The organism is Pseudomonas sp. AFG_SD02_1510_Pfu_092, assembly GCF_003331055.1.
Lineage (GTDB): Bacteria > Pseudomonadota > Gammaproteobacteria > Pseudomonadales > Pseudomonadaceae > Aquipseudomonas.
In genome coordinates this window covers 49,850-74,916 of record NZ_PUQD01000018.1, presented here as the reverse complement: position 1 = coordinate 74,916, position 25,067 = coordinate 49,850, and the positions used below count along the sequence as shown (strand labels likewise).

General features: G+C 63.8%; 28 protein-coding genes and 2 pseudogenes. 13 read left to right on the top strand and 17 right to left on the bottom strand.

What is annotated here, in order from left to right; translation table 11 throughout:
- The 4 genes and pseudogenes from C6A77_RS25805 to C6A77_RS25295 form a co-directional block, all read left to right on the top strand.
- Nucleotides 1-470, top strand: a pseudogene (locus C6A77_RS25805) (PAAR domain-containing protein); the annotation flags it as partial.
- Nucleotides 463-852, top strand: a complete 390-nt coding sequence (locus C6A77_RS10795) for a hypothetical protein (protein WP_241507408.1) — start codon at nucleotides 463-465, stop codon at nucleotides 850-852. The pseudogene C6A77_RS25805 and the gene C6A77_RS10795, both read left to right, overlap by 8 nt.
- A 332-nt stretch (nucleotides 853-1,184) precedes the next feature.
- Nucleotides 1,185-1,889: pseudogene (locus C6A77_RS10790) on the top strand (hypothetical protein); the annotation flags it as partial.
- Nucleotides 1,882-2,274 carry a hypothetical protein gene (locus C6A77_RS25295; RefSeq protein ID WP_133295872.1) on the top strand — a complete coding sequence of 131 codons (393 nt, stop codon included), beginning with the start codon at nucleotides 1,882-1,884 and terminating at the stop codon, nucleotides 2,272-2,274. The pseudogene C6A77_RS10790 and the gene C6A77_RS25295, both read left to right, overlap by 8 nt.
- 5 nt (nucleotides 2,275-2,279) lie before the next feature.
- Here the strand turns inward: C6A77_RS25295 and C6A77_RS10785 are convergent, their stop codons facing one another.
- From C6A77_RS10785 to ribBA, 7 genes are all read right to left on the bottom strand, one after another.
- Entirely contained in the window at nucleotides 2,280-3,344 is a 1,065-nt protein-coding gene (locus C6A77_RS10785; RefSeq protein ID WP_114169469.1) for a TerC family protein, read from the bottom strand.
- A gap of 168 nt (nucleotides 3,345-3,512) precedes the next feature.
- Nucleotides 3,513-4,820, bottom strand: coding sequence for a substrate-binding domain-containing protein (locus C6A77_RS10780; RefSeq protein ID WP_114169468.1), 1,308 nt, complete (start codon nucleotides 4,818-4,820; stop codon nucleotides 3,513-3,515).
- A gap of 420 nt (nucleotides 4,821-5,240) precedes the next feature.
- Nucleotides 5,241-6,389, bottom strand: coding sequence for an ABC transporter ATP-binding protein (locus C6A77_RS10770; protein WP_114169466.1), 1,149 nt, complete (start codon nucleotides 6,387-6,389; stop codon nucleotides 5,241-5,243).
- Nucleotides 6,390-6,408: 19 nt separating this feature from the next.
- Nucleotides 6,409-7,218 (bottom strand): ABC transporter permease, encoded by an 810-nt coding sequence (locus tag C6A77_RS10765; RefSeq protein ID WP_114169465.1) that lies wholly within the window; start codon nucleotides 7,216-7,218, stop codon nucleotides 6,409-6,411.
- Between the two features lie 6 nt (nucleotides 7,219-7,224).
- Nucleotides 7,225-8,142, bottom strand: coding sequence for an ABC transporter permease (locus C6A77_RS10760; RefSeq protein ID WP_114169464.1), 918 nt, complete (start codon nucleotides 8,140-8,142; stop codon nucleotides 7,225-7,227).
- A complete protein-coding gene (locus C6A77_RS10755; RefSeq protein WP_114169463.1) occupies nucleotides 8,139-9,164 on the bottom strand; it encodes an ABC transporter substrate-binding protein in 1,026 nt (341 codons plus the stop codon). Before C6A77_RS10755 ends, C6A77_RS10760 begins: the two co-directional genes overlap by 4 nt.
- 387 nt (nucleotides 9,165-9,551) lie before the next feature.
- Nucleotides 9,552-10,673, bottom strand: coding sequence for a bifunctional 3,4-dihydroxy-2-butanone-4-phosphate synthase/GTP cyclohydrolase II (ribBA, locus tag C6A77_RS10750; RefSeq protein WP_114169462.1), 1,122 nt, complete (start codon nucleotides 10,671-10,673; stop codon nucleotides 9,552-9,554).
- A gap of 74 nt (nucleotides 10,674-10,747) precedes the next feature.
- On the opposite strand from ribBA, the gene C6A77_RS10745 reads away from it, so the two are divergent.
- On the top strand, nucleotides 10,748-11,041 hold the full coding sequence (locus C6A77_RS10745; protein WP_105948725.1) for a DUF1330 domain-containing protein: 294 nt from the start codon (nucleotides 10,748-10,750) through the stop codon (nucleotides 11,039-11,041).
- Between the two features lie 126 nt (nucleotides 11,042-11,167).
- Here the strand turns inward: C6A77_RS10745 and C6A77_RS10740 are convergent, their stop codons facing one another.
- The gene (locus C6A77_RS10740; protein ID WP_114169461.1) at nucleotides 11,168-11,890 is read right to left on the bottom strand and encodes a pirin family protein; all 723 of its coding nucleotides are present in this window, start codon (nucleotides 11,888-11,890) and stop codon (nucleotides 11,168-11,170) included.
- Between the two features lie 246 nt (nucleotides 11,891-12,136).
- Between C6A77_RS10740 and C6A77_RS10735 the strand changes: the two genes are divergently transcribed.
- Both C6A77_RS10735 and C6A77_RS10730 read left to right on the top strand, forming a co-directional pair.
- The gene (locus C6A77_RS10735) at nucleotides 12,137-13,195 is read left to right on the top strand and encodes a polymorphic toxin type 44 domain-containing protein (RefSeq protein WP_114169460.1); all 1,059 of its coding nucleotides are present in this window, start codon (nucleotides 12,137-12,139) and stop codon (nucleotides 13,193-13,195) included.
- Entirely contained in the window at nucleotides 13,182-13,568 is a 387-nt protein-coding gene (locus tag C6A77_RS10730) for a hypothetical protein (RefSeq protein ID WP_241507410.1), read from the top strand. The genes C6A77_RS10735 and C6A77_RS10730 overlap by 14 nt, the downstream gene beginning before the upstream one ends.
- Before the next feature lie 47 nt (nucleotides 13,569-13,615).
- On the opposite strand, the gene C6A77_RS10725 is transcribed toward C6A77_RS10730, so the two are convergent.
- Nucleotides 13,616-14,635, bottom strand: a complete 1,020-nt coding sequence (locus C6A77_RS10725) for an alpha/beta hydrolase (protein ID WP_114169459.1) — start codon at nucleotides 14,633-14,635, stop codon at nucleotides 13,616-13,618.
- Between the two features lie 143 nt (nucleotides 14,636-14,778).
- On the opposite strand from C6A77_RS10725, the gene C6A77_RS10720 reads away from it, so the two are divergent.
- The 6 genes from C6A77_RS10720 to C6A77_RS10695 all read left to right on the top strand — a co-directional run bounded on the left by C6A77_RS10720 (nucleotide 14,779) and on the right by C6A77_RS10695 (nucleotide 18,859).
- Nucleotides 14,779-15,663 carry a LysR family transcriptional regulator gene (locus C6A77_RS10720; RefSeq protein WP_114169458.1) on the top strand — a complete coding sequence of 295 codons (885 nt, stop codon included), beginning with the start codon at nucleotides 14,779-14,781 and terminating at the stop codon, nucleotides 15,661-15,663.
- Nucleotides 15,664-15,724: 61 nt separating this feature from the next.
- Nucleotides 15,725-16,126 (top strand): hypothetical protein, encoded by a 402-nt coding sequence (locus C6A77_RS10715; RefSeq protein ID WP_114169457.1) that lies wholly within the window; start codon nucleotides 15,725-15,727, stop codon nucleotides 16,124-16,126.
- Between the two features lie 108 nt (nucleotides 16,127-16,234).
- Nucleotides 16,235-16,456 (top strand): MbtH family protein, encoded by a 222-nt coding sequence (locus C6A77_RS10710; protein WP_003256222.1) that lies wholly within the window; start codon nucleotides 16,235-16,237, stop codon nucleotides 16,454-16,456.
- Nucleotides 16,453-17,172: an alpha/beta fold hydrolase gene (locus C6A77_RS10705; RefSeq protein ID WP_114169456.1), complete on the top strand. Its 720-nt coding sequence runs from the start codon at nucleotides 16,453-16,455 to the stop codon at nucleotides 17,170-17,172. Before C6A77_RS10710 ends, C6A77_RS10705 begins: the two co-directional genes overlap by 4 nt.
- Nucleotides 17,173-17,228: 56 nt before the next feature.
- Nucleotides 17,229-17,780, top strand: coding sequence for a hydrolase (locus C6A77_RS10700; RefSeq protein ID WP_114169455.1), 552 nt, complete (start codon nucleotides 17,229-17,231; stop codon nucleotides 17,778-17,780).
- 26 nt (nucleotides 17,781-17,806) lie between these two features.
- Entirely contained in the window at nucleotides 17,807-18,859 is a 1,053-nt protein-coding gene (locus C6A77_RS10695) for a DUF1615 domain-containing protein (RefSeq protein ID WP_114169454.1), read from the top strand.
- Nucleotides 18,860-18,985: 126 nt separating this feature from the next.
- On the opposite strand, the gene C6A77_RS10690 is transcribed toward C6A77_RS10695, so the two are convergent.
- From C6A77_RS10690 to C6A77_RS10655, 8 genes are read right to left on the bottom strand one after another with little or no spacing between them, the layout of a single operon-like run.
- Nucleotides 18,986-19,849 (bottom strand): zinc ABC transporter substrate-binding protein, encoded by an 864-nt coding sequence (locus C6A77_RS10690; RefSeq protein WP_114169453.1) that lies wholly within the window; start codon nucleotides 19,847-19,849, stop codon nucleotides 18,986-18,988.
- Entirely contained in the window at nucleotides 19,846-20,745 is a 900-nt protein-coding gene (locus C6A77_RS10685) for a metal ABC transporter permease (RefSeq protein ID WP_114169452.1), read from the bottom strand. The genes C6A77_RS10690 and C6A77_RS10685 overlap by 4 nt, the downstream gene beginning before the upstream one ends.
- On the bottom strand, nucleotides 20,745-21,491 hold the full coding sequence (locus C6A77_RS10680; RefSeq protein ID WP_114169451.1) for a metal ABC transporter ATP-binding protein: 747 nt from the start codon (nucleotides 21,489-21,491) through the stop codon (nucleotides 20,745-20,747). The genes C6A77_RS10685 and C6A77_RS10680 overlap by 1 nt, the downstream gene beginning before the upstream one ends.
- On the bottom strand, nucleotides 21,488-22,390 hold the full coding sequence (locus tag C6A77_RS10675) for a metal ABC transporter substrate-binding protein (RefSeq protein WP_114169450.1): 903 nt from the start codon (nucleotides 22,388-22,390) through the stop codon (nucleotides 21,488-21,490). Before C6A77_RS10675 ends, C6A77_RS10680 begins: the two co-directional genes overlap by 4 nt.
- 16 nt (nucleotides 22,391-22,406) lie before the next feature.
- On the bottom strand, nucleotides 22,407-22,976 hold the full coding sequence (locus tag C6A77_RS10670) for a DUF6162 family protein (protein WP_114169449.1): 570 nt from the start codon (nucleotides 22,974-22,976) through the stop codon (nucleotides 22,407-22,409).
- Nucleotides 22,973-23,293 (bottom strand): hypothetical protein, encoded by a 321-nt coding sequence (locus C6A77_RS10665; protein WP_114169448.1) that lies wholly within the window; start codon nucleotides 23,291-23,293, stop codon nucleotides 22,973-22,975. The genes C6A77_RS10670 and C6A77_RS10665 overlap by 4 nt, the downstream gene beginning before the upstream one ends.
- Nucleotides 23,290-23,829 carry a thiamine pyrophosphate-binding protein gene (locus C6A77_RS10660; protein WP_114169447.1) on the bottom strand — a complete coding sequence of 180 codons (540 nt, stop codon included), beginning with the start codon at nucleotides 23,827-23,829 and terminating at the stop codon, nucleotides 23,290-23,292. Before C6A77_RS10660 ends, C6A77_RS10665 begins: the two co-directional genes overlap by 4 nt.
- Nucleotides 23,826-25,019: a PepSY domain-containing protein gene (locus C6A77_RS10655; protein ID WP_114169446.1), complete on the bottom strand. Its 1,194-nt coding sequence runs from the start codon at nucleotides 25,017-25,019 to the stop codon at nucleotides 23,826-23,828. Before C6A77_RS10655 ends, C6A77_RS10660 begins: the two co-directional genes overlap by 4 nt.
- Between the last annotated feature and the right edge of the window lie 48 nt (nucleotides 25,020-25,067).

Here is a 25,067-nt window from a genome sequence, read left to right as displayed (position 1 = left end):
AGCGGTTGAAGAAGAGCTTGAACATCTCGACCAAGAGCCTTGTGCACCATTGGTCTAAAGCGGGCGGGCCGGGGCAGGTACCGGGGTATGCGACGCATCTGGACAAGGTGGCTCGGCTTGGCAAGTACCTTAATTATGGTGGGTATGCTGCAATTGGGTTGGGTGGAGCTTCGTCATACTTGAAGGTAGAGGAGGTATGTCGTGCCGGTGAAGCTGGCGCTTGTAAGAAGGTTCGTTTCACCGAGACGGGCAGCTTCGCTGGAAGCTTGGGGGGCGGCATGCTTGGGGCTTGGGGGGGAGGGGCTGCTACAACTGCCCTGTGCGGTGTCTTCGCGGCCGGTACTGGTGGCCTTGGCGTTCCGATATGCGGGATTGTTATTGTTGGCGTCGGATCTGCAGCGGGCTCTATGGGATCGGGCGCACTAGGAGAATGGGTCGGCGAATTCCTATATGAGGTGATAGATGATTGACTTTGAAAGTTGGCCGGTTCTGTTGAAGTTGGCATTCGTGATCGGGCCGTTTGTAATTGGCTTCTCAGGGCTTGCTATCAATGTGCAAATTGCGATGTCTGGCGATTTTAAAGTCGCCTTGTCGGCTATCACGAGTAATCCCTATCTGGAGCAAATGAAGCCTGTTTGGGGAGGAGGCAATTTGAGGTCTCGCTGTCTGTTGTTGAGCGCGGTGAGCGCTTTGGTCACCTTCCCAAGGCTATATCTGCACATGGGTTGGATTGATGAGCAGGAGCTTAAGGATTTTCCGCCATACTTGAAACGAAAAATGACTCTAGCGCTGTGGCTGATTTTTGCTTCACTATTCTGGATCTTGATTGATTACGTTATTATCAAACGATAAAATCGGAGCTATGCGTGGCGGCGCCCGTGTGTGGTGTTGTACTAGGGACCAGTGGTGTGGCTGGAGGTATACTAGTAGGAAAGTTTGGTGAGTCAGTAGGGAAAGTTATTTGCGAGGCGACTAATGATTGACATTGCTGACTGGCACCCACTTGCCAAACTGGCACTTTTATTAAGTCCGTTCGTCATCGGTATACCAGGGCTAGTCCTTAGCGCTGTCATGACAATGACAAAAGATTATAGATCGCGTGCTCGGCTATCACCAGCAACGACGCCTTCCTTGGGCTCTTGTAATATATCTGCACCCGTGGTGGTGAGATCACCATCTACTGCCTGCTCGGCAACGCCAGCCAGTCCATGGGCGTGGGCAAGGACATGCTGGAGCAGGGGCTGAAGCAGGTCAGTCATACGCTGACCAGTATCGAACACCTGCATCAGCGCGAGTTTATGCAGCATGGCCATCTGAACAGCCCAAGTTTCTTTGCCGAACGACGAAAACTGCTCCAGCAGCTGGATGGACAGTTGAAAGCGGCATTGCTTAACAAGCAGCTGAACCTAGGGAACTATGAACGGCTCAAGAAGAGCTTGAACATTTCGACCAAGAGCCTTGTGCACCACTGGTCGAAGGCCGGCGGGCCGGGGCAGATTCCGGGGTATGCGACGCATCTGGACAAGGTGGCGCGACTCAGCAAGTTTCTTGAGTACGGTGGCTACGCTGCGATTGGGTTGGGTGGGACTTCTTCGTATCTGAAAGTGCAAGAAGTTTGTCGGGCAGGGGAGACTGAAGATTGTAAAAAAGTGAGACTGACCGAGACGGGAGGTTTTGCTACTGGAACTGCCGGAGCAATGGCTAGCACTTTAGGAGCAAACCTCGTATCTGGAACAATTTGTGCCGCTGTTACAATGGGCTCGGCAGGTCTGGCTGCGCCGGTATGCGGTATTGTACTGGTGGGCACCAGCGGCATGGCTGGGGGAGTGCTGGGCGGGAAGCTCGGTGAGTCCGTGGGCGAGTTTATTTACGAGGCAACCAGTGATTGACATTACTGGCTGGCAACCACTTGCTAAAGTGGCGCTTCTATTAAGTCCTTTTGCTATCGCCATACCAGGACTAGTCCTTAGTGCTGTTTCAACGTTGACCAAAGATTATGACGTCGCCTGCTCGGCCATCACCAGCAACCCCTATTTTGAAAGCATCAAGCGTTATTGGGGTTGTGGGTCATTCAAGTGGCGCTGGATGACGCTATGTACGGCAAGTGGGTTAGTGGCATTTCCGTGGCTAGCGCTGCGAATGGGTCAACTGGATGCTGGCGAGCTAAACGCGTTTCCGAAGAAGCTTAAACGCAGGTTGAAAATCTCAGCCTGGCTAAACATGACTGGGTGCATCTGGATGGTGATTGTATGGGCGTTATTTAAGTTCAAGTAGGGGAGTCAGACCCGCATCTGCGGGTCATCCTCTTTCTGGCCGACTGTACGATCGGCATTTGCTGGTTGCTCGAGCGGCTGATCCACGACAGCCACCTTCTCCCCGCGCGTCTTGACCAACGAAACCACCACCCCACCCAACAGCAACCCGAACGTCACCCCCAACGACAACAACGCCGGTACCTTGCCGACCATGCCGTGATAGAAGATCTTGCAGCCAATGAAGATCAACACCAGCGCCAACGCATATTTCAAGTACACGAACCGGTGCATCAACGCCGACAGCGCGAAGTACAGCGAGCGCAGCCCAAGAATGGCGAAGATATTGGAGGTGTAGACGATGAACGGGTCCTGGGTAATCGCGAAGATCGCCGGCACGCTGTCGACCGCGAACACCAGGTCGGCCAGTTCGATCAGCACCAGGGCCAGGAACAATGGCGTGGCGTAACGCAGCGCCTTGCTGTGCCCGGGCGGGGTCTGGCGCACGAAGAAGTGTGAGCCGTGGATCTGCTCGGTCACCCGCAGGTGCCGGCGCACGAACTTGAGTATCGGGTTGTTCGCCAGGTCCGGGTGGCTGTCGTGTTTCGACAGCGCCATCTTGACCCCGGTGAACAACAGGAAGGCCCCGAAGAGGTACAACACCCAGGCGAAATTCTGTACCAGCGCTGCGCCCACGCCGATCATGATCGCCCGTAACACGACCACCCCGAGGATGCCCCAGAACAGCACGCGGTGCTGGTATTTGCGGGGGACGGCGAAGTAACTGAAGATCATCGCCATGACGAACACGTTGTCCATCGACAGCGACTGCTCGACCAGAAAACCGGTATAGAACTCCAGCGCCGACTGCGCGCCCAACTGGTACCAGACCCCGGCGCCGAACAGCACGCCGACGCTGAAGTAGCCTGAATACAGAAGCAGGCTCTCGCGCATTTCGATTTCCCGGTCGTGGCGATGCAGAACGCCGAGATCGAGCACCAGCAGGCCGATGACGATGGCCACGAAAAGCAGCCACAGCCAGGCGCTGGTGCCGAGAAAAGGGGTGGTGAGGAATGTGTGCAGAGCTGTCATGAGCCCCTCCTTGAATGTCGACGTTGCATGGCAACAGTGATCCGACATGGCGGCCTGGTAGCCGTCAGAGGGGCCCGGTATCACATGGGCTTGAGCCTAGACCCGTTTGCCGGTGATGCCGAATGGGGAGCTGTTACATTTGTTTGCCAGGGCGGAATTTCCGCAGGTTCAATAGACCCACACTTCGACCCGACGATTGCGCAGACGTCCCTGCTCCTGCTCGTTGCCGGCCACCGGCAGTTCATCGCCCATTCCGGTCACCTCCAGTACCTCCACACCATCGCGGGCCAGTTCGCGGCGCACCGCCTGGGCGCGCAGACGCGACAGCAGGGCGGCGCGGCCGGGGGTCTCCTTGGGGTCGCCAAAGCCTACCAGCACGGCCTTGCTGTGCAGCTTGCCGGCCTGGCGCAGGTACTCGGCCACCCGTCGGACATCGCGCAGGGCCTTGTTGTCGAGGCTGGCGCTGCCTTCCTGGAAGCGGAAGTTCACGCTCAGGCGCTGTGCCTGCTGGGCCAGGGTGCGATAGCGCGGTGGCATGTCGGCCTGTGGCACCACCGCTTGGGCGTTGATTTGCTGTGAAACGAAACCCTGCCGGGCGACAATCGCCTGGCCTGCAGGGCTCTGGGCGAAATCGGCCAGCGCCTGGGCCTGGGGCTTGGGGTTGGCGGGCAGGTAGAAGTACAGGCGCCGTGACAACGGGTAGTCCTCGCTGGCCACCCGTGCGCGCTCCGGCAGCATGGCCGGTGCGTCGCCTTCGGCCACAGCCAGCACCTTGGCCCCATGGACTGCGGCGAGGCTGCTGAAGCCGATGGCCTGGCGGTCGGCGCCTACCCGTGCGGCCAGCGCGTCGCTGGACTCGAAACGCGCGGCCTCGGCCGCTAGCTCGACATGCTGGGGTTCGAGCACGAGCGCCTTGAAGGTTTCGTAGGTACCGGAGCGGTCGTCACGGGCGTACAGGTGAATGGCTCCGCCGGAAACACCCAGCTGCTCCCAGCGCTGGATCTGCCCGGAGAAAATCTGCGCCAGTTGCCGCGTGTCAAGTTTCGGCAGTGGGTTGTCGGGGTGGACGATGACCGCGACACCGTCGAGGCCGATGACCTGTTCGGCGCTGGCGGCACGCAGGTCGCCCAAGGCTTGTAGTTGGCGTATTTCGCTGTCGTTGATCGGTCGCGAGGCGGCGGCCAGGTCGGCCTCGCCACGGCCGAGCGCCACGAAGCCGGTGCTGGAGCCGTGGGCAGCGATGTCGATGCGCACGGCCTGGCCGTGAGCGTCGCGGGCGCTGATGACGGTTTCATTGGCGAGCTGGCCCGGCTGCTGTTCGATGGCCGTGGCGTGCTGCGCGCGCAGTTGCCCTAGCACCAGCGCCGGCAGCAAGGCCGCGCCGATGGTGTTGGAACCTTGCACACGCAGGTGCTGGGTTTCGGCCATGGCGGCGACGGGTAGCAGGGTGAGCAGCAAGACAAGCAGGCGAGGCATGCCGGGTGGCCCTGTGGCATAGAGATGGCCGGCAGATTACGACAGTGGCGTGATGATGGTGTGACAGTCTTTATGGGGGCTGCTTTGCAGCCCATCGCCGGCAAGCCAGCTCCCACAGGTTTCAGCGCAAGCCCGAGGCATACGCAGCCCATGTGGGAGCGGGCAAGCCCGCGAAGCAGACGATGTGGTGGATGGCACCGGCTGCGCCGGTGTTCGCGGCCACGGCCGCTCCCACAGGGATCGCGCCAGTTTTTGGAAATTGATCAAGACAGTTGCTCCCACCCCGACCGCATTGGCCTCAAGGGCTGCGCTATGCCTGTGGAAGCTGGCTCCTACAGGCATAGCGCCTGGCTTGAGGCCAATGCGGTCTGGGTGGGAGCTGGCTTGCCAGCGATGGGCCGCGCAGCGGCCCCGGCGGTCTCAATGTGCCCCGGCCGACTTGCTCAGGTCGCTCTCGGCCCATTCGGTATAGATACAGGCATCCGCCACCGCCCAGCGCACCTTCACGCTATCGCCTGGCTGCATCGGCATGCCCGCAGCCGACAGCGCCTTCATTGTCAGCTCGGTGCCCCCCGCAGTCACTACATGGCAGGTCTGGCTTTCACCCAGGAACAGGACCTCGCCCACCTTAGCGCTGACCTCGTTCCAGCCTGCCGGCAGCGGCTCGCGCGCGGCCTGTTCGCGGGTCAGGGCCAGGGCCTTTTCCGGGCGCACCATGATCAGCGCATCCTGCGCAGCGGCCAGCCCCGGGGTCAGGCGAATGGCCAGCGGTTGCCCCTCGAAGCTGCCCGCACCGTTGCTGCTGGCCTTGATCCGAAGGAAGTTGGAGTTGCCCAGGAACGACGCGACGAAGGCATTCGGCGGGTTCTGGTAAAGGTCGTAACCGGTACCCAGGCCGACGATCTTGCCATGGCTGAAGATGGCGATGCGCTGGGACAGGCGCATGGCTTCTTCCTGGTCATGAGTGACATAGACGATGGTGATGCCCAACCGGCGATGCAACTGGCGCAGTTCGTCCTGCAGGTCTTCGCGCAGCTTCTTGTCCAGCGCACCGAGCGGCTCGTCCATCAGCAGAATGCGTGGTTCGTACACCAGCGCCCGGGCAATCGCCACGCGCTGCTGCTGGCCGCCGGACATCTGCGACGGCTTGCGGTGGGCGAACTGCTCCAGCTGCACCAGCTTGAGCATGGCGTCGACGCGCCTGGCGGTCTCGGCGGCGCCGAGCTTGCGGATCGCCAGCGGGAAGGCGATGTTGTCGCGCACGTTCAGGTGCGGGAACAGCGAGTAGCGCTGGAACACCATGCCGATGTCACGCTTGTGCGGCGGCACGTTGACCAGTGACTGGCCGTCGACCAGGATCTCGCCGCTGCTCGGTGTTTCGAAACCGGCCAGCATCGACAGGGTGGTGGACTTGCCCGAGCCACTGGAGCCGAGGAAGGTCAGGAACTCGCCGTCCTGGATTTCCAGGTCGAGGTTGTCCACGGCGGTGAAGTCGCCGTAGTGCTTGTTCAGCCCACGCAGGCTGACCAGGGTCTTGCCGTGCGCGTTGTCTTTGATCACTGCACTCATTGTTGTTTTCTCCGCGCGCTCAGGCGTTGACTTCGGTGCGCCGGCGCAACGCGGCGGCAATGAACATGACCAGCAGCGACAGGCCGATCAGCAAGGTCGAGGCCACGGCAATCACCGGGCTGAGGTCTTGGCGCAAGGTGGTCCACATCTTCACCGGCAGGGTCTGCAGGTCGGGGCTGGCCATCATCACGCTCAGCACCACTTCATCCCACGACACCAGGAAGGCGAACAGGCCGCCGGCGATCATCCCCGGGCGAATCGCCGGGAAGGTCACCTTGAAGATCGCCTGCAGGCGCGAGGCGCCGCAGATCACCGCAGCATCCTCGATCGACTGGTCGAACAGCTTCAGCGAGTTGATGATCGAGATGATGGTGAAGGGCAGGGCGACGATCACGTGGCTGACCACGAAAGCGAACAGCGTGCCGGTGTAGCCAAGCTTGAGGAACAGCGCGTACACCGCCACGGCGATGATCACCAGCGGCACGATCATCGGCATGGTGAACAGCCCGTACAGCAGTTCGCGGCCGGGGAAGCGGCCACGCACCAGGGCGAAGGCGGTGGGCAGGCCCAGCAGCACGGCGGCGACGGTGGTCAGCACGGCCACCTTCAGGCTGGCCAGCGCGGCGTCCATCCATTCCGGGTTGGAGAAGAACTGGCCGTACCACTTGAAGGTCCAGCCCGGCGGCGGGAACACCAGCCACTGCGACGAGCCGAACGACAACAGCACGATGAACACCACCGGCAGCAGCAAAAACGCCGCGATGACCCCGGTGGTCAGGTACAGGCCCGTACGCAGCGGGCGGCCCATGGCATTGGGAGACAGGAGCATGGCGGTTTACCTCGGGTTGCCAACCGGGGATTCCGGCTGCAGCTTCAGGTACAGGTAGAAGAGCACCAGGGTGATCACCACCAACAGTGCGGCGGCGGCGCTGGCCAGGCCCCAGTTGAGGAACGACTGCACCTGCTGGATGATGAATTCGGGCAGCATCATGTTCTGCGCGCCGCCCAGCAGCGCCGGGGTGACGTAGTAACCGAGCGACATCACGAACACCATCAGCGCCCCGGAGAACAGCCCGGAGCGGCACAGCGGCAGGAACACCTTGTAGAAATTGGTCCACGGGCTGGCGCCGCAGATCGAACCGGCCTGCAGCACCATCGGGTCGATGGCGTGCATGGTCGCCTGCAGCGGCAGCACGATGAACGGGATCATGATGTAGCTCATGCCGATCACCACGCCGGTCAGGTTGTGCACCATTTCCAGCGGGGTATCGATGATGCCCATGGCCATCAACGCCTTGTTGACCACCCCCGAACTCTGCAGCAGTACCAGCCACGAGTAGGTGCGCGCCAGCAGGCTGGTCCACATCGACAGCAGCACGATGTTCAGCAGCCAGCGGCCCCAGCCCTTGGGCACCAGGGTGATCGCCCAGGCCAGCGGGAAGCCCAGCAGCACGCTGATCAGGGTGACCAGGCCGGCCACCGAGAAGGTGTTGAACAGCACCCGCGCATACGCCGAGTTGGCGAACAGCTGCTCGTAGTTGCCCAGCCCCGGCGTGGGTTCCAGCACCCCGCGCAGCAACAGGCCGGCCAGCGGGGCGAAGAAGAACAGGCCAAGGAACAGCAGGGCCGGCAGCAGGTTGCGGCTGCCTTTCCAGCGCTGGCTCAGGCTGACGCGGCGGGGGGCTGTGCCCGGAGCGCCGGTGCCGGTGGGGGCACCTTGCACGTTATGCAGGGCGTTGATGGCGACTTTCATTTGACCAGCCACTCATTCCAGCGGGCGGCGATGGCCTGGCCGTTCTTGGCCCAGTAGGCGAAGTCGAGGGTGACCTGGTCCTGGGCGTAGGCGGTCGGCAGGTTCTGGGCGAGGTCCTTGTCGAGCTTGGCCACGCTGTCGACGTTCACCGGCGCGTAGGCCGTCTTGTTGGCGAACTCGGCCTGGCCTTCGGCGCTGCTGGCGTTGGCCAGGAACTTCATCGCCGCCTCTTTGTTTTTGGCGCCTTTGGGGATGACCAGAAAATCAGCCATGACCAGGTTCTGCTTCCAGCTCACACCCACCGGTGCGCCGTCTTGCTGCAGGGCGTAGACACGGCCGTTCCAGAACTGGCCGAGCGAGGCTTCGCCGGAGGCCAGCAGCTGCTGCGACTGAGCGCCGCCGCCCCACCAGACGATGTCCTGCTTGATGGTGTCGAGCTTCTTGAAGGCGCGGTCGAGGTCCAGCGGGTACAGCTTGTCGGGCGCTACGCCATCGGCCAGCAGGGCCAGCTCCAGCACGCCGGGGCTGGGCCATTTGTACAAGGCACGCTTGCCGGGGTAGGTCTTGGTGTCGAACAGCGCGGTCCAGTCCACCGGCTTGTTGGCGCCGAGCTTGCCTTCGTTGTAGCCGAGCACGAAGGAGAAGAAGAACGAGCCGACGCCATGGTCGGAGACGAAGCGCGGGTCGATCTTGTCGCGCTTGATCTGGTTGAAATCGAGCGGCTCGAGCAGCCCTTCGCTGGCCGCGCGCAGGGCGAAATCGGCTTCGACGTCGACCACGTCCCACTGCACGTTGCCGCTCTCGACCATGGCCTTGAGCTTGCCGTAGTCGGTAGGGCCGTCCTGGACGACCTTGATGTTGGTGGCTTTGCTGAACGGTACGGCCCACGCTTCTTTCTGGGCGTCCTGGGTGGTACCGCCCCAGCTGACGAAATTCAGGCTGTCGGCGGCCTGCACGGCCTGACATGCCAGGGTCAGCAGGCTGGCAGACAGCACTGCGGTTACACGTTTGCTCAACAGCATGGTTACGCCCTCGTTGCTTTTTGTTATTCGAGGCGGGCTTGTGGTGCGCCCGCCAACAGTGTTCGGGGAGCAGCTAAAACAAAGTGTCTGTGGCCGTTTTCAGAGTGTAGGTGGCGGCCTGTGGATTCAAGGTCTACGGGATATCATATTATGGTATTCCAAACTTTTGGCAAGAGGTACGAGGCGACCGGCCATCACTCTGTGCCTTCAAGAACGGCGCGGGGGCCCGGGGGGGGGGGGGGGGGGGCGCCCGCGGGGGGGGGGGGGGGGGGGGGGGGCCGGGGGGGGGGGGCCCCCCCCCCCCCCCGCCTGCCCCCCCCCCCCCCCCCGCGGGCCCCCCCCCCCCCCCCCCCCCGGGGCCCCGCCAAATCAGTTACTTATGTATTTTCAGCCGACCATCCCCGGCTCGAACGGAATGCTCTGCACCACCTCCAGCTCATACCCGGCCAGTCCCGCATATTTCAGCGGCGGGCCCAGATGGCGCAGCTTGCCCACGCCCAGGTCCTGCAGAATCTGCGCCCCGGTGCCGACCTCCGAGTACACCTTCGACTGCCCACGCTGGTAAGGTCGCACCGGCTGGGTCAGCTGCGGCACGCGCTCGAGCAGGGCCTGGGAGGACTCGTGGTTGGCCAGGATCACCACCACGCCGGCACCTTCCTCGGCCACCTTTTGCAGCGCCGCCCACAGCGTCCAGTTGGCCGGGCCGGCATATTCGGCGCCGACCAGGTCGCGCAGCGGGTCGATCACGTGCACCCGCACCAGGGTTGGCTGCTCGCGGCGGATGTCGCCCATCACCATGGCCATGTGCACGCCACCTTCGATGCGGTCCTCGTAGGTGACCAGGCGGAAGGTGCCATGCACGGTCGGCAGTTCACGTTCGCCGATGCGCTTGATGGTCTGCTCGGTACTCAGGCGATAGTGGATCAGGTCGGCGATGGTGCCGATCTTGATGCCATGCCGGGCGGCGAACACCTCCAGGTCCGGGCGGCGGGCCATGGTGCCGTCATCGTTGAGCACTTCGACGATGACCGAAGCCGCGCTGAAGCCGGCCAGGCGCGCCAGGTCGCAGCCGGCTTCGGTGTGGCCGGCGCGGGTCAGCACGCCGCCCTCGCGGGCGCGCAGGGGGAAGATGTGGCCTGGCTGCACGAGGTCTTCGGGGCGGGCGTTCGGGGCCATCGCCGCCGCCACGGTACGCGCCCGGTCGGCGGCAGAAATGCCGGTGGTAACGCCGCTGGCGGCCTCGATCGAGACAGTGAAGGCGGTGCTGAACACACTGCCATTGGCCGGCACCATCTGCTCAAGGCCCAGGCGTTGGCAATGTTCATCGGTCAAGGTCAGGCAGATCAACCCGCGCGCTTCACGGGCCATGAAGTTGATGGCCTGGGCGTCGCAGCGCTCGGCAGCGATCAGCAGGTCGCCTTCGTTCTCGCGGTCCTCATCGTCCACCAGCAGGACCATCTTGCCTTGCCGGTAGTCCTCGAGAAGTTCTTCGATGGTGTTGAAAGCCATGTTGCACGCTCACTGTGGTGGGTTGGTTTTATGGTATACCATCATACATAAATACCGTGACAGGAGCGCAGTGCATGAAAGCCTATTGGATCGCCCATGTGGATGTGACCGACCCCGAGCAATACCAGCAATATACCCAGCGCGCCCCGGCTGCCTTCAAGGCATTCGGCGGCCGCTTTCTGGCCCGTGGCGGGCGCAGCGAGGCGATGGAAGGGCGGCCCACCCCTCAGCGTAGCGTGGTGATCGAGTTCGATTCGTATGAGCAGGCGGTGGCGTGTTACCGGTCGGAGCTGTATCAGGAGGCGTGCAGCCATCGCCAGGGTGTGGCGAAGGCTGAGGTGATCATTGTTGAGGGGTTCGAGCCCTGAATTCGGGCGGATGGCCCTATCGCCGGCAAGCCAGCTCCCACAGATACTGCACAGACTTCAGAAGCTGTGCATTACCTGTGGGAGCTGGCTTGCCGGCGATAGGGCCATCGCTGTCAAAGCAGAAACTCAAGGCATACCTGGCAATTCATGCGGTCGCAGGTCAAACACCAGCACCTCGGCATCCACTCCATTGCCCAGCTCCAGCAGCTGTTCCTGCCTTACCCGAACGCCATCCCCTTCATTGAGCAACTGCCCATTGAGTTCGACACTGCCCCGGGCCACATGCACGTAGGCATGGCGGTTCTCCGGCAAGTGCAGCGTGGCGCGCTCATTTCCATCGAACAGACCGGCATACACCCGCGCATTCTGCCGCACCTGCAACGAACCCTCGGCGCCATCCGGGGAGATGATCAGGCGCAGCTTGCCGCGCTTTTCTTCGGCACTGAAATGCTGTTGCTGGTAACGCGGCGTGGCGCCTTGCACGTTCGGCACGATCCAGATCTGCAGAAAGTGCACCGGCTGCACCTGGCTGTGGTTGAACTCGCTATGCGCCACGCCATGGCCGGCGCTCATCAGTTGCACATCGCCCGGGCGGATCACCGAGCCAGTGCCCAGCGTGTCCTTGTGCTCCAGTGCGCCTTCCAGCACATAGGAGAAAATCTCCATGTCGCGGTGCGGGTGCTGGCCAAAGCCTTTGCCTGGGATGACGCGGTCGTCGTTGATCACCAGCAGGTCGGAGAAACCTTGCTCGTCGGCGTTGCGGTAATGGCCGAACGAGAAGGTGTGAAATGATTTCAGCCAGCCATGAAAGGCCAGGCCGCGGTCTTCAGCGTTGCGTACGGTAAGCATGGTGATTCTCCTTGATAAGCCTGAATCGCGAGGGCATCAGGTTGCTGATGGGAGAAGTTTAACTGTCAGTTTGGATGTTAAAAATACGCGACTATGTGAATGACTGTCCCTTCTTGAGTGACTATTAGGGAAGTGGCGCGTAGGGCAAGACAACGTGTCCTGTAGGACTGTTCTTGCACCGTTCGGGCGCGATTTCCTTGGTCTTGGTGGTGCTAGCCTCCCGGTTTTCGCTTGAGGAATCTACGCGTGGCAACTTTCAGGATTGACGATCGGACCCAGGCCTTGAATGGAGACCGCACCACTACAGGAGCCGTATGCCTGGCCAGTAACGTCGGGTTCCTGGTGCAGGGGCGCGAGGCCTTGAGGCTGGAGGACAAGACCACCCCATGCCCGGTTTGTGGTGAGGTCGGAACCCTCGTGGAGGGCATACCCCACTTCATCATCCAAGGGCGCCCGGCAGTGGTCGATGGAGCTTTGGTAGCCTGTGCGTGCCCAGCCGGAAGCAACCGTGTCATAGCCACGGGAGGACTTGGCGAAACGACAAGATTCGCGGCGACACAGCAGACGAGTCGATTGGCAACATCAGGTCAAGCTGGCCCTATTCTTCCCATCAAACCGGCGTTAATAGAAAACAAGCCTGGCACATGCAAAGATCCTGACATGATGGAACAGGCGGCCAGCTATATCGCCGGAGAGATGAACCGCAATATCACACATCCATCCGTACTGAAAATGAAGAAGCTAACCAGCTTTGACGCGACAGAGGAAAAAGTAAAATTCCAAAAGATCCCTTGGTATGCACGTCTTTTACCGCCTGACTTTCAAGCAATCACGGTGAGTAATACTGCTGCCGCGATGGCGCTTTGGGCTGAGCGGGTTGGTCAGAACAGACCATGGGATCATAAAAAGACCATTAGGCAACAATTCGGTGGGATTTGGCACAAACAAGGTGAGGTTGACTACTACTACGATATCTGGTCGAACATCCATTACGGCTATGTAGGGCGGGCCGGTGGCCTCTCTGAAGGCGCGCTTCTCGACGGTGCAGGGCTAGAGCAGATTGCGTCAGACACAATACGGAAGGTTCAAGACTGGGATGAACAGGATGGGCCTCGTCGCTACGCAGACATCGACGGGATGCGCGCTTGGGATGATATAGGCGATCGTGTCGCTATTAGTATTGGCATCCAACTGTATAAGCAGCAACCAAACGGTGGGATCACGGCGAAGGTGCTCATGGATGAGGTATTAGCATTGCCACTGTCAAACTGGGGAGGAAGCGTACGTGATCATGTCTGCAAATAAACCGAAACGGCATTTCTGGCGCTGGGTGGTCGCGATAATGCTTAGCCCAATCGTCTTTTGGTATGTTGCCACACCCCATGTAAGTTTTCATTTTTCTGACAAAGGCCAGGGGCGTCTTGGCTATATCTTGAATGTTCAAGATGACATCTCAAAAGGTGAGATCTTCCCAGGTGAAGCCACCGGCGGCGGCGGTCATATCTTCCCGGACGATCAGTTTTTCATGCAGCTTGATTGGACCAACCGCGGAAAGTGGCACTGCATCCGGGCCAAACCCAAGTGGCCCCAGGTCGATATCTACATCGGTGCGGACGGTGCCCTGGATAGCCGCACCGATAGCAGGTTCATCGAAGCCTGCGGGCCATTTCCGCAATAGAAACAATAGAAAAAAGACCCGCCTGGGCGGGCCCTTTGCTCATCGACTCACTGCAGGTGCACTTTCAGTTCGGTGCCCGCCTGCCGCATCGCCGCCTTCACCGCCGGTACCTGGCTCAGCGGGTTGAGCAGCCCATAGTCATGAATCATCCCGTTGTAGCGCACCGAGGTCACCGTCACGCCCGCTGCATTCAACTTGCGCGCATACGCTTCACCTTCATCGCGCAGCACATCGAACTCGGCCGTTTGCACCAGGGCCGGCGGCAAGCCTTTCAGCTGTTCGACAGTGGCGCGCAGCGGCGAGGCGTAGATCTGCTGGCGCGCCTTGGCATCGGTGGTGTAGTTGTCCCAGAACCATTTCATCATCCCGGTGGTGAGGAAGTGCCCTTCGGCAAATTGCTTGTACGACGCCGTCTCGAAGCTGGCATCGGTCACCGGCCACAGCAACAGCTGGAAACGCAGCGCCGGGGTACCGGCCTCTTTGGCCTTGAGCGCGACCACCGCCGCCATGTTGCCGCCGACGCTGTTGCCGGCTACCGCCAGGCGTTTGCCGTCCACGCCGAGTTCCTTGCCATGCTCGGCCACCCAGCGCGTCGCGGCGTAGGCCTGGTCGATCGCGGTCGGGTAGTGCGACTCAGGTGACGGCGTGTAGTCGACATACACCGCCACCGCGCCGGAGCCGACCACCAGGTCGCGAATCAGCCGCTGGTGGGTCGGGAAGTCGCCCAGCACCCAGCCGCCACCGTGGAAGAACATGAACACCGGCAATTCCCCCTGCACATTGGCCGGGCGTACCACCTGCAGCTTGATCGACTCACCGTTGGCCTGAATGGTCCGTTCCTTTACCTCGATGCCAGAGAGGTCGATCTTGACCGAAGCCTGAGCGCCGGTCAGCACTGCACGGGCGTCTTTCGGGCTGAGTTGTTCCAGTGGCTTGCCGCCGCCTTGCTCCAGGGCTTCGAGGAAGGCCTGGGTGTGCTGCTCGACACCTGGGCTGCCAGCGGCGAAGGCGCTGGAAACGGACAGGGCCAGCAGGGAGGCGGTCAGCGTTTTGTGGACAATGTTCATGGGCGAATCCTTTTCTACATGTTCGGGGAGTGGGCGTCTTGCCTGGCCTTCGGGCCATCGCTGCGACTTGTGGGTAGATTAGGGAGATGCGCCGTTGGGAAAAAGCCGCTATAAAGCGTTTGACTGTCACCAAGAGCGAGACAATGAACCCTTACGAAGACATGCGTATCTTTGCCCAGGTCATGGAGGCCGGCAGTTTCACGGCTGCGGCCGACCGCCTGGGCATGTCCAAGCAATCGGTGAGCCGGCGCCTGATGCAGCTTGAAGAGCGCCTGGGGGTGCGGCTGCTCAACCGCTCCACCCGGCGCCTGGACGCTACGCCGCTGGGCCAGCACTACTACCAGGCGGCGCTGCGCCTGCTCGGCGAAGTGCAGCAGGTGGAGCACGACATCAGCGGCCAGGCCCAGGCCCTGCGCGGCACCTTGCGCCTGAGCGCGCCGCTGTCGTTCGCCATGGCGCACCTGGGCTGCCTGCTGACCGAGTTTCTGCAACTGCATCCGCAGGTGGATGTGGAGGTCGACCTCAGTGACCGCGCGGTAGACCTGATTGGCGAGGGCTATGACCTGGCGCTGCGGATTGGCGCGCTGGAAGACTCCAGCCTGATTGCGCGGCGCATTGCCGATGTCGAGCGGGTGTACTGCGCCAGCCCGGCCTACCTGGAGGCACGCGGCGTACCGGCCAGGCCGGAGGCATTGGCCGGGCATGACTGCCTGCCGTATGGGCATTCGCGGCAGGTGCAATGGCAGTTCCGCCAGGCAGGCAAGGCCCAGGCGATTCCGGTAACCGGGCGCATGCGGGCAAACAACGGCGAGTTGCTCAGGGATGCGGCGATCGCCGGAATGGGCGTGACGTACCTGCCGACCTTCATCGTTGGCCAGGCGTTGGCCGATGGGCGCCTGGTGACGCTGCTGGAGGCGTGGACGCCGCCGGCGTTGCAGCTGTCGGCGGTGTACCCGCAGCACCGCCAGGTGGCGCGGCCGGTGCAGGGTTTCGTGGCGTTTCTGCGCGAGCGACTGGTGCAGCTGTGACCGCCTTCAGGGCAACATCAGGCGCACCCGCGAAGCGGCCGCAAGCGGCTATGCTTGCTGCATGAGCACACCACCCCCTTTGCGCCAGCCTTGCCCACCTGGCGCCTGTGACTGCGGCCGGGAACAGCTGGCCGATCACGCGCCGGCCGCGCGGCGCATCCTGCTGCTGACCCGGCAGGAAGAAAAGCGCCTGCTCGAACGCCTGGAACACCTCAAGGACCTGGAAGACCTGCAACGCCTGCAGCAGCGCCTGTATGAAAACCTCGGCATCCGCGTGCACATCGCCCCCGGCTTCAACGAAGTGCGGACCATGCGCGGCATCGTCATCGAGCTGGACGACCAACCGGGGCTGTGCCGCAAGACCCGCCAGTCGATCCCGGCGGCGATCCGTCGAGGGCTGGAGCGTAACCCGCAGGTTGCGTTCCGCCTGCTCGACACCCACGACCTGCTGCGCGATACCTGACGGTGGAGGCGGGTCAGCCTGGTTAATTTTTTCGCCGCGCCCTACGTCTACTTCAAAGCCCCCCTGCGCCAGGCGCACAATGGCACCCATCACTCAAGGAGACAGACAATGACTTCCGTTTTCGACCGCGACGATATCCAGTTCCAGGTAGTGGTCAACCACGAAGAGCAATACTCGATCTGGCCCGACTACAAGGCCATCCCCAACGGCTGGCGAGCCGTCGGCAAGAGCGGCCTGAAGAAGGACTGCCTGGCCTACATCGACGAAGTCTGGACCGACATGCGCCCGCTGAGCCTGCGCCAGAAAATGGCCGAAGCCGCCGCTCAGTGAGCGCATTGAACCTGCTGTGCCTGCCGTACTCCGGCGCCAGCGCCATGGTCTACAGCCGCTGGCGGCGCAAGCTGCCGGCCTGGCTGCAGGTGCGCCCGGTCGAGCTGCCAGGGCGTGGCGCGCGCATGGCCGAGCCACTGCACACCGACCTGCAGGCGCTGGCCCGGCAACTGGCCGCCGAGCAGCGCCTGGCGGCCAGCGCCCCCTACGCGCTGCTCGGCCACAGCCTTGGCGCACTGCTGGCCTTCGAGCTGGCCCATGAGCTGCAGGCACTGGGCTGCGCGCCGCCATTGGCGCTGTTCGCCTGCGGCACGGCAGCGCCGACCCGCCGCGAAGACTACGACGGCAACAATTGGCGCGAGCCCAAGGGCGACGCCGAGCTGATCGGCGAGCTGCGCGAACTGCAGGGCACGCCCGAGGAAGTGCTGGGCAACGCCGAGCTGATGAGCCTGACCTTGCCCATCCTGCGCGCCGACTTCCTCCTCTGCGGCACCTACGCCTACCGCCAGCGGCCGGCGCTGCAGTGCCCGTTGCACGTGTTGGGCGGCTTGCAGGACCGCGCCAGTGACGAGCAACTGCAGGCCTGGCGCAAGGAAACCCAAGGCCCGTTCTCGCTGCGCATGTTCCCCGGCGGCCACTTCTTCATCCATGAGCAGGAAGACCAGGTGCTCGCTGCACTGGCCGCTTCGCTGCAAGCGCTTCGGCTGAGCGCCTGATTGACGTCACCGCTTGCCTGGGGGAGGCTAGGCCTTTTCCCAGGCAAGAGGCAGACATGCTGATCGATCCCCACAAGGCCACGCTGCTGGTCGTCGATATCCAGGAAAAACTCATCGGCGCCATGAGCGACCCGCAAGGCACCCGCGCCCGTGCGCGCTGGTTGCTGGCAGCGACGGCCGAGCTGGAATTGCCAACGGTGATCTCCGAGCAGTACCCCAAGGGCCTGGGCCATACCTTGGGCGAACTGCTGGCCGCGGCGCCGGCCGCCGAGGTGGTGGAAAAAAGCCATTTTTCCTGCGTGGCTGCCGAGTGCCTGCCAGCCAGCCTGATGGCGCGTGAGCAGGTGATTGTCTGCGGCATGGAAACCCATGTCTGCGTGCTGCAGACCGTGCTTGGCCTGCTGGCGCTGGGCAAGCAGGTGTTCGTCGTCGAGGATGCCTGTGACAGCCGTACCCCGGCGAACAAGGCGGCCGGGCTGGCGCGCATGCGCGCCGCCGGGGCCCAGCTGGTGACCCGGGAAATGGTGCTGTTCGAGCTGATGGGCAGCGCCGGGCACCCGCTGTTCCGTCACCTCAGCAAGACCTACCTGACCGGTGAACAGCCCTGAACGGCCGGTTACTGGCGGCCGGGTTGATGGCCCTGGCGCTGTTGCAAGGCTGCGTCGGGCGCCGTGAGCAACCCCCCGAGGCGGACCCGGCCAAGGTCCGTGCCCAACTGCTGCGGCTGTTGCCCGCCCAGGTCAAGGACCGCGAGGGCTGGGCCCGCGACATTCAGGTCGCGTTCGACGCCCAGCGCATCGCCCCCGGCAAGCGCAACCTGTGCGCGGTGCTGGCGGTGACCGAGCAGGAGTCGACGTTCGTTGCCGACCCGCAGGTGCCCAACCTGGGGCGTATTGCCCGTGAGGAAATCGACCGCCGTGCGGCACGCCTGCACATCCCCAGGTTGCTGGTCGACGGTGCCCTGAAGACGCCGTCGGGCAATGGCCAGAGCTACCAGCAGCGCTTGCAGGCGGTGCGCAGCGAGAAGCAGCTGAGCGAACTGTATGACGAGGTCATTGCCCGTGTGCCGCTGGGCAAGACCTTGCTCGGCGGGCTGAACCCGGTGCACACCGGCGGGCCGATGCAGGTCAGCATCGATTTCGCTGAACAGCATGCCCGCGATTACCCCTACAGCCACGAGGGCAGCATTCGCCAGGAAGTGTTCACGCGACGCGGCGGCCTGTATTTCGGTATCGCCCACCTGTTGGGCTACCCGGCCAGCTACGAGCGCCAGTTGTACCGCTTTGCCGACTTCAACGCGGGCTGGTACGCCAGCCGCAATGCGGCGTTTCAGGCGGCACTGAGCAAGGTGACGGGAGTGCCGCTGGCCCTCGATGGCGACCTGATCGCGCCCGGGTCGATCATGCCGGGCACGACCGAACAGGCGGCGCGCAGGCTGGGGGGTAAGCTGGGGTTGCGCAACCCGCAGATTCGCAGCCAGCTGGAGGAGGGCGACAGCCTGGCGTTCGAGGACAGCAAACTGTACCGCGGCGTGTTTGCCCTGGCCGATGCTGCCGCGGGCAAGGCGCTGCCACGGGCGGTGCTGCCGGGGATCCAGCTGAAGAGCCCGAAGATCACCCGCAAACTGACCACGGCGTGGTTTGCCGGGCGGGTGGATGAGCGCTATCAGCGGTGTATGAAGCGTTGACCTTGTAGTGTCAGTGCCGGCCTCTTCGCGGGCTTGCCCGCTCCCACAGGGACCCCGCCGCCCGTGCAAGCGAATGATATCCCTGTGGGAGCGGGCGCGCCCGCGAAGAGGCCGGCACTGGCAACATCAGCGCCCGGCCAACGCCGCAACCAGCTGCTCGACACTGGCCTGCAACCCGGCAACGGCATCCTCAGGGTCACTCTCCACCACCACCAGCTTCGCCCCTGCCGCCTTGATCACCTCGGCCACCGCCGCCTCCGGCTGGCGATGGTCCAGCACCAGCGCTACATCCTGCGCCTGCAGGTTCTCGCCCAGCGCCTTGAGCGCAGCGGCATCCCAGGCGGCCGGCAGCGGCTGCTCGACCACATCCAGGTTCAACCCGCTGGCCAGGTAGCCCAGCCGCTCCGACAGGGTGATCACCGTCAGGTTGTCGACCTCGGCCAGGCGCGTCTGGCTGCTGGCGGCCAGTTCCAGCAGCTGGCGCTTGAGCCGCGCAAGGTTGCCCTGGATCTGCGCCTTGTCGGCCGGCGCCAACCGTTCCAGGTCGTTGGCCAGCACATCGGCCATGCGCCCGAGGTTGGTCGGGTTGAGCCAGGGGTAAGCGCTGAACGCCTGGTCAGCGTTCAGCGCAATGCCCGGCAGCGCGCCATCCACCGGCCGTGCGGCGTCGATCTCGACAACCCGGATATTGCTGCGCCGGGCCATCGGGTACAGCGGGTCGTCACGCCAGATCGAGCGCAAACCGATCACCGCGTCGGCCTGCTGGGCGGCCTTGTGCAGGCTGGCGCCACCGCGCCCGTTGAAATACGACGGCTGGCGGCTGGCCGGCAGGTTCGCCGGTGCCGCGCGCTTGAGCTGCACGGCGGTGCCGTCGAGCAGGGCGCTGGCCAGGCTGTGGGTGACGGGCAGGCTGGTCAGCACCTGTGTGGCGAAAGACAGCGACGGCAGGCCGGCCAGGGCCAGCGCCAGGGTCAGGCGTTTCAGGTTCATGCCGGGTTTCCTTGCAGGCGGGGGACTAGCGCGCGGGCCAGGGCGGCCAGGGCGAAGCAGAGGCCGGCGACCAGGATGATCGCAGCCCCGGACGGCACCGGCAGGTCGAAAACGATCGGCAGCAGGATGCCGAGCAAGGTGCTCAAGGTGGCGATCACCACCGACAGGAAGAAAAACCCCTGCAACGACTGGCTGACCAGGCGTGCGGCTGCGGCGGGAATCACCAGCAGCGCGCCGACCAGGATCGCCCCGATCACTTTCACTGCGGCCACGGTGACCAAGGTCACCAGCACCACGAACAGGTAGTCCAGGGTTTTCACCGCCACCCCACGCACGGCTGCCAGCTGCGGGTTGAAGCTGGCCAGCATGATGCGGTTGTACAGCGGCACCGCCAGCGCCACGACCAGCACCGCGACGATGCCCAGCACCCACAGGTCCTGGCCGCTGACCGTCAGCACCGAGCCGAACAGCACGTTCTCCAGAATGTGCACGTTGATCTTGCCCGCCAGCATCAGCAGCAGGCTGGCGCCCAACGCCAGCGACACCGAAAGGAACACGCCGATCAGGGTGTCCGGCGACAGCCCGGTGCGGTTGCGCAGGAAGTTGAGCAGAATGCCGAACAGCAGGCAGTAACCGAACAGGCTGCCGTAGGGGCCGGTGTAGGGCTCGCCCAGCAATATGCCGATGGCCACGCCGGTCAGCGCGGCATGGCCGACCGCTTCGGAGAAGAAGGCAAAACGCTTGACCACCACCAAGGTGCCGAGGCCGCCGAGCACCGGGCCGATCATCAGGCCGGCCAGCAGGGCATTGACCACGAAACCGTAGGCCAGGGCCTCGGGCAAGTAACCGGCGGTGGCCCAGTCCTGGACCGTCTGGCGAAACACTTCAAGGCTCATCAGGCAAGGCTCTCGCTGCGCGGGTGAACGGAGAACAGGCCGAGCAGGCGCTCCGGGGTCAGGGCCTGGGCGGGTGGTGCGTCGAACAGTACCTGGCGGCTCAGCCCGGTGACCCGGTCGGCCAGGCGCAGCACGGCCTGCAGGTCGTGCTCGATCCACAGCACGGTGGTACCGGCCTGGCGCCAGCCCAGCAGCAGTTGCTCGAACACCTGGATACCGGCCTCATCGAGCGCCGACATCGGTTCGTCCAGCACCAGCAGTTGCGGTTCCGGGATCAGGCCTTGGGCCAGCAGTACGCGCTGGCGTTCGCCCCCCGACAGCGCGCCCATGCGCCGCTTGCGCTTGGCGAGCATGCCGACCCGCGCCAGGGCGGCGTCGATGGCGGGCTGCGCGCGCCGGGACAGGCCGAGGAACGCCGGGCGGTGCTGGCACATCGCAGCCATGAAATCATCCACGGTCATCGGCAGGCCGCGGTCGAACTCCAGCGCCTGCGGCACGTAGCCAATCACATCGCCTGCGCCAGGCCAGTGCAGGGTCAGCCGGCCCTGGTGCGGCATCTGCCCGAGCAGGGTCTTGATCAGCGAACTCTTGCCGCCGCCGTTGGGGCCGACAATCGCATGGACGCTGCCGGCGGCCACGCTGAAGCTGACCTGTTCGAGGATGCGCGTGCGGCCCAATGTCAGGTCGATGCCGGCGAACTCGATGCGCGGCCCGCAGGCAGCCGGCAGGTTGGCCGCGGCGGTCATGCGCGGTTCTCCTGAATGGCGCGGACCACGGTATCGAGGTTGCGCTTCATCTCCACTTCGTACTTGTCCTTGGTGTATTCGCCGTAGGAAATGTGCGTCAGCGGGTACAGGCGCACGCCGGATTCACGCTGGATGGTTTCGACATAGGCCGAAGGGAAGTCCATTTCCGAGAAGATCACCCGCACATCCAGAGCCTTGAGCTGATCGATGGTCTTTTTCAGCTGGGCCGGGCTCGGCTCGATGCCGTGGGCCGGCTCGACCACCGCGGTTACCTCCAGGCCGAAGTCGCGCACCAGGTAGTCGTAGGCCGCATGGATGGTGGCCACGCGGAAGGTGGCGCCGGGGGCCTCGGTGACCTTGGCCAGGGCCTCGGCACGCAGGGCGCGCAGGCGCTTGGCGTAGGCGCGGGCATTCTGCGTGTAGAACCTGGCGTTGTCCGGGTCGAGCTTGCCCAGCTCGCGGGCGATGTTGTTGATCTGGGCGATGCTGGTGCTGATCGACAGGAAGGTGTGCGGGTTGACCACCTTGCCGGCGCCGCGCGCCGCGATGCCGGTGGCCGCCAGCAACGGGACGTTCTGGTTGGCCTCGATGGTTGCGATAGCGGGCTTTGCGCTGGCGGCGATCATGCGGTCGGCGAAGTCGTCGTGGCCAACGCCATTGAGCACTACCACATCCAGTGTGCCGATGCGCTTGATGTCTTCGGCGCGGGGCTCGTAGGCATGCGGATTGAAGCCTGCCGGAATCAGCGGCACCACTTCGGCGCGGTCGCCGACGATGTTGCTCACATAGCTGTAATACGGGTGCAGGGTGATACCGATGCGCAGCGGCTTGCCGTTATCGGCCAGGGCCAGGGCCGGCATGGCGAAGGCCAGGAGCAGGGCGAGGGCGGTGCGAAGCATGGGGGAATCCTTGGGTTCAGTGACGGTGTTCGCGGGTGACCCCGGCGTCGTAATGGCTGACCACCTGCTGCCAGCCGGCGGCGATCAGCGCGGCCTGGCCGAGGTCGTCCGGGGGCATGGCGGCGCTGTCGCGACGCAGCCAGACATCGGCCTGGCCGGCGCTGTCGGCTGGCACGATCAGCAGCAGGCTGCCGGCGATTTGCGGGGCCTGGCTGCGGCCCAGATAGGCGCCGGCGTCCAGCCACGACCAGCGGTGGTCGCCACGGCGCTGGCTGCCGGCATCGCGCACGAACGGTGGCAGGCCTTCTGCGGCCAAGGCGTCCACGCCTGGGGCGGCGGCGTTTTCCTCGCGCAGCAGCTGGATCTCGTCGAAGGCCACCCGCAAGTCGGTGTACAGGCCTTGTTCGGCGGCAGTCAGGTCGCGCCGGGCGTCGATCTGGTGGCTGGCGATGGCCTGTTGGTCCTCGCGCTCGCCACGCAGCAGCACCACGCTGGCAGCGAGCAGCACGATCAGCAGGCTGACCAGCAGCACGTAGAGGGTTTCGTGCCCGGCACCGGCCGGGCGAATCAGCTGGGCGCGGCTCATGGCTGGGCGATATCGGCGTGGTCGACTTCCACTACATGCCCCGGGCCGGCATCGAACAGCACGTAGAACTCGCCGTCCGGGCGCTTGAAGGTCAGCGTCGAGTCGTCGCCGAGCTTGCCGCCGACCAGTACCTGTTCGTCGTAGCCGATCACATCCAGGGTCACCCCGGGCGCACCGCTGCCATCGGAGAAGCCGCCAGTGCACTTGACCTGGCCGCCGGCCAGCGGTTCGCACTCGCACATCGGGTTGTGCGCCAGCGCCTGGCCGGTGGCGAGCGCCAGCAGCGGCAGGGCGAGGGCACGCATCAACTGTTTCATTTTTTGCCTCCTTGGGTTTCGAGCCAGGCCACGGTGGCCGGCGATGCCTGGGCCAGCGGTACCGACGCCTGGTACAGGCTGCCGTCCCAGCCTTCCAGGGTGATCCAGATGTGCGCGTCGGGCCGGGTACGCGGCGGGATCGGCAACGAGGTGGCCATGTGATAGGGCGCACCGAAGAAGATGCTGCCGGCGGCGCGCAGGCTGCGCGGTTTGCCGATACGCAGGTAGGCCGCCTTGACCTCGTTGATGCAGGCCTTGCACAGCGCTGCGTTGAATACCTTGAAATGGCCGGCCGGGCCGTCGGCGCGGGGCGCCTCGTCACGCAGTTCGGCCAGGTCGAGGCGATAGGGGCCGACCTGGATGTCGCTGACCGGGTTGGCGCCCAGGCCCGCTTCGCCACGGAACAGCTTGGCGTCGGCGAAATACTTGGGCATGAAGCCCAGCGGAATCAGGATCAGCAGAATGTTCAGGTGAAAACGCCACTTCAGCCACAGCCGCTTCAGCGGGCTGGCGGGCAGGGCCTGGACCTGGCTCATGGGCGAACCTCCACGGTGGTTTCACTGTGCGCCACGTGCGGCGTGCGCGCGCTGCGCTTGAGCGCGGCGGCGGTGGCCTGGGCGGTGCGTCTGGTCCAGATCAGCAAGCCGCTGAACACCATCAGAGTCAGCACCAGGCCGAAGAAGAACCACACCAGCTTGATCGGCAGGCCGCCGAAATCGCCGGTGTGCAGCGGGCGCATCGACTCGGTGACGAACTCCAGCGCCGAGCGGTCGCTGATCAGGAACTGGCTGTCGACGTTGCGCGTGTAGGGGTTCACCGAAGCGCTCTGGAACATCAGCGGGTACCAGCCCGGCCCGGCCAGGGTGACATGGCTGTAGGCGGTGGCCGGCAGCGTGATGAAATTGATTTCCAGCCCCGGGATCGCCAGGCCGGCGATGCGGGCGGCTTCATCCAGGTCGATGCGCGGTGCCGGGCTGCCATCTGCGGTTTGCGGTACCTGCTCACGGGCGATCACCGGCACGATCGGCCGGCTGGAAATGGTGATGTGGTTGTCGAACAGGATGGCCTGGATCAGGAACCAGGTACCGGTGATGGAAATGACCGCGATGAACCAGATCGACCAGACCCCGGCCAGGCGGTGCAGGTCGCCCCAGAAAATCCGCGCGCCATGGCCGGTGCGTACCGGCTTGAAGAAGCCCTTCCAGAACTTCTTGTACACCACCAGGCCGGTGATCAGCGAAGCGAGCATGGGCAGGCCGAGCAGCGACACCAGGTACCAGCCCCAGCTGAAGCCGTTGGTGAACGGTACCAGCCACCAGCCGTGCAGGGCGCGTGTGAAGGCTTCGAAATTGAAGTCCGGGGTCTTGCCCTGAATGGCGCCGGTGTAGGGGTTTACATAGAGTGTCGGGCTGGTGCCGTCGGGCAGGGTGACATCGGCCTTGACCGCGAAGTGCGAACCGTCGGGCTGGTTGAGGCGGTCCACCACCAGCTCTGGTTCGGCTTGGTGCAAGGCGTCCAGTATCTGCTGGAAGCTCAGGCGCTCGACATCGGCATCGGGCTTGTTGGCGCGCGCGTCCGGGTTGGCCAGCCAGACGATTTCCTGGCTGACCACGGCGAGCATGCCGGTGAAGCAGACGATCAGGACAAAGAACCAGATCGGCAGGGCGAGCCAGCTGTGCACCAGGAACCACAACCTGGACTTGGATTTTTTCGGGGATTTGGCCATCAGACGTCTTCTGCAAAGGGAGTCGAGCGTGTGCCCAACCAACAAGGG

What these genes read in the sequence shown, in the direction of transcription:
- C6A77_RS10795 (WP_241507408.1), top strand. Translation starts at nt 463, where the DNA reads ATGATTGACTTTGAAAGTTGGCCGGTTCTGTTGAAGTTGGCATTCGTG.
- C6A77_RS10785 (WP_114169469.1), bottom strand. Translation starts at nt 3,344, where the DNA reads ATGACAGCTCTGCACACATTCCTCACCACCCCTTTTCTCGGCACCAGC.
- C6A77_RS10780 (WP_114169468.1), bottom strand. Translation starts at nt 4,820, where the DNA reads ATGCCTCGCCTGCTTGTCTTGCTGCTCACCCTGCTACCCGTCGCCGCC.
- C6A77_RS10770 (WP_114169466.1), bottom strand. Translation starts at nt 6,389, where the DNA reads ATGAGTGCAGTGATCAAAGACAACGCGCACGGCAAGACCCTGGTCAGC.
- C6A77_RS10765 (WP_114169465.1), bottom strand. Translation starts at nt 7,218, where the DNA reads ATGCTCCTGTCTCCCAATGCCATGGGCCGCCCGCTGCGTACGGGCCTG.
- C6A77_RS10760 (WP_114169464.1), bottom strand. Translation starts at nt 8,142, where the DNA reads ATGAAAGTCGCCATCAACGCCCTGCATAACGTGCAAGGTGCCCCCACC.
- C6A77_RS10755 (WP_114169463.1), bottom strand. Translation starts at nt 9,164, where the DNA reads ATGCTGTTGAGCAAACGTGTAACCGCAGTGCTGTCTGCCAGCCTGCTG.
- ribBA (WP_114169462.1), bottom strand. Translation starts at nt 10,673, where the DNA reads ATGGCTTTCAACACCATCGAAGAACTTCTCGAGGACTACCGGCAAGGC.
- C6A77_RS10745 (WP_105948725.1), top strand. Translation starts at nt 10,748, where the DNA reads ATGAAAGCCTATTGGATCGCCCATGTGGATGTGACCGACCCCGAGCAA.
- C6A77_RS10740 (WP_114169461.1), bottom strand. Translation starts at nt 11,890, where the DNA reads ATGCTTACCGTACGCAACGCTGAAGACCGCGGCCTGGCCTTTCATGGC.
- C6A77_RS10730 (WP_241507410.1), top strand. Translation starts at nt 13,182, where the DNA reads ATGTCTGCAAATAAACCGAAACGGCATTTCTGGCGCTGGGTGGTCGCG.
- C6A77_RS10725 (WP_114169459.1), bottom strand. Translation starts at nt 14,635, where the DNA reads ATGAACATTGTCCACAAAACGCTGACCGCCTCCCTGCTGGCCCTGTCC.
- C6A77_RS10720 (WP_114169458.1), top strand. Translation starts at nt 14,779, where the DNA reads ATGAACCCTTACGAAGACATGCGTATCTTTGCCCAGGTCATGGAGGCC.
- C6A77_RS10715 (WP_114169457.1), top strand. Translation starts at nt 15,725, where the DNA reads ATGAGCACACCACCCCCTTTGCGCCAGCCTTGCCCACCTGGCGCCTGT.
- C6A77_RS10710 (WP_003256222.1), top strand. Translation starts at nt 16,235, where the DNA reads ATGACTTCCGTTTTCGACCGCGACGATATCCAGTTCCAGGTAGTGGTC.
- C6A77_RS10700 (WP_114169455.1), top strand. Translation starts at nt 17,229, where the DNA reads ATGCTGATCGATCCCCACAAGGCCACGCTGCTGGTCGTCGATATCCAG.
- C6A77_RS10695 (WP_114169454.1), top strand. Translation starts at nt 17,807, where the DNA reads ATGGCCCTGGCGCTGTTGCAAGGCTGCGTCGGGCGCCGTGAGCAACCC.
- C6A77_RS10690 (WP_114169453.1), bottom strand. Translation starts at nt 19,849, where the DNA reads ATGAACCTGAAACGCCTGACCCTGGCGCTGGCCCTGGCCGGCCTGCCG.
- C6A77_RS10685 (WP_114169452.1), bottom strand. Translation starts at nt 20,745, where the DNA reads ATGAGCCTTGAAGTGTTTCGCCAGACGGTCCAGGACTGGGCCACCGCC.
- C6A77_RS10680 (WP_114169451.1), bottom strand. Translation starts at nt 21,491, where the DNA reads ATGACCGCCGCGGCCAACCTGCCGGCTGCCTGCGGGCCGCGCATCGAG.
- C6A77_RS10675 (WP_114169450.1), bottom strand. Translation starts at nt 22,390, where the DNA reads ATGCTTCGCACCGCCCTCGCCCTGCTCCTGGCCTTCGCCATGCCGGCC.
- C6A77_RS10670 (WP_114169449.1), bottom strand. Translation starts at nt 22,976, where the DNA reads ATGAGCCGCGCCCAGCTGATTCGCCCGGCCGGTGCCGGGCACGAAACC.
- C6A77_RS10665 (WP_114169448.1), bottom strand. Translation starts at nt 23,293, where the DNA reads ATGAAACAGTTGATGCGTGCCCTCGCCCTGCCGCTGCTGGCGCTCGCC.
- C6A77_RS10660 (WP_114169447.1), bottom strand. Translation starts at nt 23,829, where the DNA reads ATGAGCCAGGTCCAGGCCCTGCCCGCCAGCCCGCTGAAGCGGCTGTGG.
- C6A77_RS10655 (WP_114169446.1), bottom strand. Translation starts at nt 25,019, where the DNA reads ATGGCCAAATCCCCGAAAAAATCCAAGTCCAGGTTGTGGTTCCTGGTG.